Below are 7,242 nucleotides of genomic sequence, written 5' to 3'. Positions count from 1 at the left end.
TAAAGACTTGAGTTATAAAAGAATCGAAAAGCGACATTTCCCCCATGGGGGAAACCCTATACCTAAAAGTCTAATGGGGTATGTCTTTTGAATAACAATAGTGTTGCATTTGATTTGACAACAGAGGATTAAAATTATTAGTGTTATAATAGAATATATTTCAAGAAACGAGGTTGAATTATGGTTATAATGAACAGAAATACAAGTCCAATTTCACCGATTAAAAAAGAATATATGGATGAAGTATATAATAGAACAGTATTTCAAGATTATCCGGATGTTGAATTAGGACAATTAAAAGATATTTACGCTAAAGATAATAATTTGAATGTAGATGAAATTGAATTGGCTAGTGGTGCAGATGAGTGGATCCAGAAAACCTTTATCACTTTAGGTCAAAAAGGTATTATGACAATCACTCCAGATTTCTTTATGTATAAAGAGTATGCTGAGCAACTACAATTACCTTTTTATGAGGTAGAGAGCGAAGCGGATTATTCATTTGATTTTGACAAGATAGTTAAAGCAATTTATAAGAAAAAACCGTCTTTATTCATACTATCTAATCCTCATAATCCAACGGGATTAATGTTCAAAGAAGATGAATTACAAGCAATTGCGGATGCGATGGAAGCAATGCATGGATATTTTGTCATCGACGAAGCATATATTGAATTCGGTAAAGAATATGCACGCCCAGATGGTGAGCATGTATTAATTATTCGTACTTTAAGTAAAATATACGGATTGGCCGGCTTAAGAATTGGAATTATTATTGCCAAAGGGGAGACTTATGATAAAGTTACTCGAATTAATCACCCTTATCCTTTAGATCACGTAGGGATGAACTTAGCGAGTGTCTTTCTAGAAGATAAAGCATGGGTCAAGGAATACGCCAATTATCAAATAGAAGCACGTGATATGTTGGTTGATGCCTTTAAGCAAGTGAATCAAGTGATGAGTGTGAATGACAGTTACACCAACTTTGTATTTACCTATGGAGATAGAGCACTGAGTTTAGGTCGCTATCTCGAAGAGAATGGTTTTTCGGGTCGATTTTACGAAGAAGATAACTTAAAAGAGACAGTCCGTTACTCGATTATTAAGCACGAAGATTATCCTAGATTAAATGAACTTATTGAAGAATGGTTAAAAAATCAAACTATAAAAAAATAATATAAGTACATAAACCAGAGCTAGTGATGCATATTCAGAAATAATACATATAAATCCTTGCAATTAAAATGATTAGAGTATATTATGAATATATTAAAAAATGATTAAAGAAAAGAGAGAGAACTATGCATAACTTACAAAATAATAACATTATTATTATTATTAAGACCTGGACTTGAACCTTAGATTAAAAATCTAACGTGTTCCAGTCCTATTCGTGTAAGTTATGAATGGGTCTTGAGTAATAGTCATCCATTCATCGAATGGATGACTATTTTTTTGTTTAATCAGGAAAGAAGTGATGAGCCATAGATAATGACATTTCAGATATTATAAACATTACATTTTTTACAATCCCTTATCATTCAAACAATACAGGAGGAATATTATGAATTTCAAAAAAATAGGTTTAAGTCTTTTAGCCGGTGTCACTTTATTTGCCTCATCATCAAACTTATCAGCCTTCGCACAAGAAGAAAACGAGACAGTAAAAATTGGAGCTAACATGGAAACATCTGGCTACTCAGCATCTTATGGGCAAGCAATGTACGAAGCTTTACAATTAGCTGTTGAAGAAGTAAACAATGAAGGTGGACTTTTAGATGGCCGCGAAGTAGAAATCATTCATTATGACAATAAATCAGATAAGACAGAAACAGCTTCAGTTGCGACTCGCTTGGTTGAAGAAGGGGCAGTAGCTCTAATTGGACCGGGTGCAACAGATTTAGTATTAGCACAAAATCCCGTGGCTGAACAATCTGAAGTTCCAGCAGTCATTCCAGCAGCAACAGCAGATGATTTAACTATGGATGATGACGGGAATGTATTAGATTGGGTATTCCGTCTTGCGTTCTCATACACTTACCAGGCGAACGCTGCCGCTCGATTTGCAACGGATGAACTAGGTGCACAAAAAGCAGTTGTCCTAGTAGACCAGTCAAATGATTACTCTGTAGGTCAAGCAGAACCATTCATTAAAGAATGGGAAGCGTTAGGTAATGAAGTTGTATTGGAAGAATCTTATACGAGTGGTGATACAGATTTCTCAGCTGTCCTGACGACTTTAATGGCGACAGAATTCGATGTTATTTATTTACCAGCCTTTTATACTGAAGGTGGCTTAATTACTAAACAAGCAAGAGAGATGGGTCTAACTCAACCGATCTTAAGTGGACACGGATTTGCGAGTGATGCCTATGTAGAGTTAGCAGGTGCAAACAATGCAACAGATGTATACTTTACGTCAAACTTTTACACAGGAACTGAAGAAGAAGCAGGTAAAGCATTCGTAGAAGCTTATGAAGCAAAATTTGGGAAAACGCCAGACACTTTCGGAGCACTTGGATATGATGGAGCAAAATTATTATTTCAAGCGATCGAAGATGCAGGATCTACGGACCGAACAGCAGTGAGAGATGCTATCGAAAATATGGAAACCTTCACGGGTGGAGTTACTGGGGAGTTTTATATTGATGAAGAACATAACGCCGTTAAACCAGCTCCAATGTTACATTTAGTTGATGGAAAAGTTGCAGAAATTTATGAAGTTGACGGAAGTTCTAATGAATAATTAGCATAATATATAATTAGCCTCTACAATGACAAAGTTTGTCACTCTGTAGAGGCTTTTCTTTTTAGTGCATATAAGCAATATTTATGAAAATGAAATTATGATAATAATATCATATATTAACTTAATTTTATGCTCATATTAGATTTTTATTCTTAATGGTTTCTGATATAATGTATAAATGAATATATCACCCCCGTGTAAGTTGCACTCTGGTGGTGGTTTTATTTATCGTTATGAACTAAATTGTGAATATGATTTTTAATATCACTCAGTTTGTAATTTGATTCTAATCGAAATTCGATAAAAAGAATTTAGATATAATATCTCATCATAAATGATGATGTAATTAATAAGGAGGAAAAAAATCGTGGCAAAGTATATCTTGAAACGCGTTGGACACAGTCTATTGTCATTATTTGTCATTGTAACTGTAACCTTTTTTCTAATGCGTTTAGCACCAGGTAACCCTTTTGCAGCTGAACAGCAAGTGGTTACACCACAAATTCAAGAGCAATTGAATGAAGCCTACGGACTAAATGATCCATGGTATGAGCAATACTTTACTTATGTAAAAAATGTTGCAACACTCGATTTTGGAGAATCGATGAAGTACCGAGGACGCTCAACTAACGATATGATCGCAGAAAGTTTCCCTGTATCAGTAACACTTGGGGCAGCTTCATTGTTATTCGCGATTGGGTTTGGAGTATTATTAGGCGTTATTTCGGCAATGTATCACAATAAAGCAGGTGATTATATTGCGACAATCGTTGCCGTATTAGGAATTTCAATTCCATCATTCGTTCTAGCTGGACTCATGCAATATCAGTTAGGACTTCAATTAGGTTGGTTCCCAATCAGTGGTTGGAAATCTAACTTGCATGTCATATTACCATCACTCGCACTTGGGTTAGGGTATATGGGGAACATAGCTAAGTTGACCCGGTCGAGTTTATTAGAACAAAACACATCCGAGTACGTGAAATTAGCAAAAGCTAAAGGGTTAAAAAAATGGGGAATAGTTTTTAAACACTCATTGAAAAATGCCTTGCTACCCGTCGTAACATATTTAGGACCATTAACTGCCGGTATATTGACAGGTAGTTTTGTTATTGAAAATATCTTCGCAATACCTGGTTTAGGACGTCACTTCGTCCAAAGTATTAATAACCGTGATTATACTCTAATTATGGGAATTACGGTATTCTTTGCGATTGTATTATTAATCGCTGTATTAATCGTTGATGTTTTATACGTATTCTTAGATCCGCGTATTCAATTGGAAGGAGATGACAACTAATTATGACTGAAGAACAAGTGCTTTCACAAAAGAATTTTGAAATCGTTGGTGGACGCGAAGAAGATACGGACGTCTTAAGTGAGAAGTCAATCTCTTTCTGGGGCGAAGTTATGCGTGCCTTTATTCGTAACAAACTAGCAATTGTAGGTATAGTAATTTTAGCTATTATCGTAATTATGGCTATATTTGTACCAATCTTATCACCGTATGATTATGCTGAGCAAACAGGAGTGTATAACTCTCCGCCGACAGCAGAATTTTGGTTTGGAACAGATAATCTTGGACGTGACGTATTCGTACGTTCATGGGTAGGGGCAAGAATTTCCCTACTCATTGGTATTTCTGCTGCGATTATTAACTTAGTTGTAGGGGTTGTTTACGGAAGTGTTTCTGGATTAATCGGAGGTCGTGTTGATAACATTATGATGCGTATCTGTGATATCTTAAACTCTGTTCCACAACTATTAGTCATTATTTTATTACTAGTTGTATTACAACAAGGTTTAGTACCAATGATTATCGCATTGTCGATAACTGGTTGGATTCGTATGGCTCGTATTGTTCGTGCAGAAGTGATGTCATTGAAAGCTCAAGAGTATGTTCTAGCATCTAGAACACTTGGTGCATCAGCAGCTCACTTAATCCGCCGACACTTAATACCTAACGCAATGGGATCAATTATTGTAACAATGACGTTACAAATTCCTGCTGCAATTTTTAGCGAGGCTTTCTTAAGTTATATTGGGCTAGGTGTAACACCACCTTTAGCAAGTTGGGGAACTATGGCTTCAGAAGGTAACGAAGCAATCCTAACAGCACCATGGAGACTATTATTCCCTGCATTATTAATTTCAATTACTATCTTTGGATTTAATGCTGTTGGTGATGGTTTACGTGATGCGCTTGACCCTAAATTACGGAAGTAAGGTGATATAAATGACAGAAAATTTATTAGAAGTTAAAGATTTGCATATCTCTTTCAAAACGTATGCTGGTAAAGTACACGCGGTTCGTGGGGTTAATTTTGAACTGAAAAAAGGTGAAACTTTAGCCATTGTTGGTGAATCTGGATCAGGTAAAAGTGTGACAAGTAACGCAATTATGCGTTTAGTACCACAGCCACCAGGAATATATGATCAAGGAGAAATTATATTTGATGGTAAGAATATTTTAAAATTAAGTGAAGACGAAGTTGCTCAAATTCGCGGGAATGATATCGCGATGATTTTCCAAGATCCAATGACAGCTTTAAATCCAACAATCAAAATTGGACATCAAATTACAGAAGTATTTAATATTCACCGTAAAGATATTAGCAAAGCTGAAGCGAAAAAACGCGCGATTGAATTACTAACATTAGTTGGAATTCCGTATCCTGAAGAACGCTTTGAACAATACCCACATGAGTTCTCAGGTGGTATGAGACAACGGGTTGTTATAGCGATTGCTTTGGCAGCTGAGCCTAAATTACTTATTGCAGATGAGCCGACAACTGCCTTAGACGTAACAATTCAAGCTCAAATCTTAGAATTAATGAAAGAAATTCAACAAACAACAGATACAGCAATCATCTTTATTACCCATGACTTAGGGGTAGTTGCGAACGTTGCGGATAAAGTGGCTGTAATGTATGCAGGTCAAATCGTTGAATATGGTTCTGCCAATGAAATTTACTATAATCCAAAACACCCATATACATGGGGCTTACTTGGTTCGATGCCGGACTTAGATAGTAATAATGAAGAGGATTTATATACAATTCCAGGAGCACCGCCAAACTTAATTGACCCACCAAAAGGGGATGCATTTGCACCACGTAATCGTTTTGCTTTAGCGATTGATTATGAACAAGAACCACCATTATTTAAAGTGAATGACGAACATTATGTTAAGTCTTGGTTAATGCATGAAGATGCACCACATATTCCGGTTCCTGAGATTATTCAGAATCGTATCGATCGTTATACATCACAAACGAAAGGAGATGCATAATTGATGGAGAGAAAAAAATTACTAGAAGTTAAAAACTTAAAACAATATTTTGGTAAGAAAAAGAATCCAGTTAAAGCAGTAGACGGCATTTCTTTCGATATCTACGAAGGTGAAGTATTAGGTCTTGTTGGTGAATCAGGAAGTGGTAAGTCGACAACGGGTCGTTCAATTATTGGTTTATACAACATTACTGATGGAGAAATCTATTACGATGGTAAACTCATTAGTGGAGATAAATCTCACGATGAAGCGAAGGAATTAGCAACAAATATTCAAATGATTTTCCAAGATCCGTATGCGTCTTTAAACCCGCGTATGACGGTTGGAGAAATTATTAGTGAAGGTTTCGATATTCATGGACTATATAAAAACAGCCAAGAACGTTTAGACCGTATTTCTGAATTGTTAACCTCTGTAGGATTGAACGCTGAACATGCGGGACGTTATGCACATGAGTTCTCAGGTGGACAAAGACAGCGTATCGGGATTGCCCGTGCTCTAGCTTTAGAGCCTAAATTCATTATTGCTGACGAGCCAATTTCAGCGCTTGATGTTTCGATTCAAGCACAAGTTGTTAACTTGATGAAGCAATTCCAACGTGAACAAGGATTAACTTACTTATTCATTGCCCATGATTTATCAATGGTTAAATATATCTCAGATCGTATTGCCGTTATGTATCGTGGTAAAATCGTTGAATTAGGTTATGCTGATGAGATTTATAACAATCCTGTGCATCCTTATACAAAATCATTGCTTTCAGCCGTACCAAAACCTGATCCAATTAGTGAAAGTAAGCGTCAACGTGTCGCTTATTCTCATGAAGAAGTTCTTGAAGAAGAATTAGCTACGCATGAAGTTGGACCAGAACACTATGTATATGCTGCTAAGACAGATGTAGATAGATGGGTAGGACAACAGACAACGATTTAATCAAGTTTCTAAACACAGGCATCATTTTGATGCTTGTGTTTTTGGTTCTTGAATTTTTGGTGTTGGTGAGAGAAATCTCACTGACACCTTTTTTTGTATGTACACAAAAGCCAGTGAATTCCTATATAATAAAGTTACCATACATTACTAAAAGGAGAATTCACTTGGCTCATATGAATTATATCGCAGACTTACTAAATATTAAAGATAAACATGTTCAACTTCAAGATGACATCATGGAGGAAATGCACAAGGGGGTGCGGTGTAA

6 protein-coding genes are annotated in these 7,242 nt (G+C 36.1%); all 6 read left to right on the top strand.

What is annotated here, in order from left to right; translation table 11 throughout:
• Nucleotides 1-180: 180 nt before the first annotated feature.
• The 6 genes from FEZ33_RS11600 (at nucleotide 181) to FEZ33_RS11575 (ending at nucleotide 6,974) form a co-directional block, all read left to right on the top strand.
• Nucleotides 181-1,176 (top strand): pyridoxal phosphate-dependent aminotransferase, encoded by a 996-nt coding sequence (locus FEZ33_RS11600; RefSeq protein WP_138405533.1) that lies wholly within the window; start codon nucleotides 181-183, stop codon nucleotides 1,174-1,176.
• Between the two features lie 388 nt (nucleotides 1,177-1,564).
• Nucleotides 1,565-2,746 (top strand): ABC transporter substrate-binding protein, encoded by a 1,182-nt coding sequence (locus tag FEZ33_RS11595; RefSeq protein WP_138405532.1) that lies wholly within the window; start codon nucleotides 1,565-1,567, stop codon nucleotides 2,744-2,746.
• 370 nt (nucleotides 2,747-3,116) lie between these two features.
• Nucleotides 3,117-4,049 (top strand): ABC transporter permease, encoded by a 933-nt coding sequence (locus FEZ33_RS11590; protein WP_138405531.1) that lies wholly within the window; start codon nucleotides 3,117-3,119, stop codon nucleotides 4,047-4,049.
• 2 nt (nucleotides 4,050-4,051) lie between these two features.
• Nucleotides 4,052-4,975, top strand: a complete 924-nt coding sequence (locus FEZ33_RS11585; RefSeq protein ID WP_138405530.1) for an ABC transporter permease — start codon at nucleotides 4,052-4,054, stop codon at nucleotides 4,973-4,975.
• Between the two features lie 10 nt (nucleotides 4,976-4,985).
• On the top strand, nucleotides 4,986-6,041 hold the full coding sequence (locus FEZ33_RS11580; protein WP_138405529.1) for an ABC transporter ATP-binding protein: 1,056 nt from the start codon (nucleotides 4,986-4,988) through the stop codon (nucleotides 6,039-6,041).
• Nucleotides 6,042-6,974, top strand: a complete 933-nt coding sequence (locus FEZ33_RS11575) for an ABC transporter ATP-binding protein (RefSeq protein ID WP_235888843.1) — start codon at nucleotides 6,042-6,044, stop codon at nucleotides 6,972-6,974.
• Nucleotides 6,975-7,242 lie beyond the last annotated feature (268 nt).

Source organism: Ruoffia tabacinasalis (assembly GCF_005864045.1).
GTDB lineage: Bacteria > Bacillota > Bacilli > Lactobacillales > Aerococcaceae > Ruoffia > Ruoffia tabacinasalis.
This window is presented reverse-complemented; position numbering and strand designations above follow the sequence as displayed.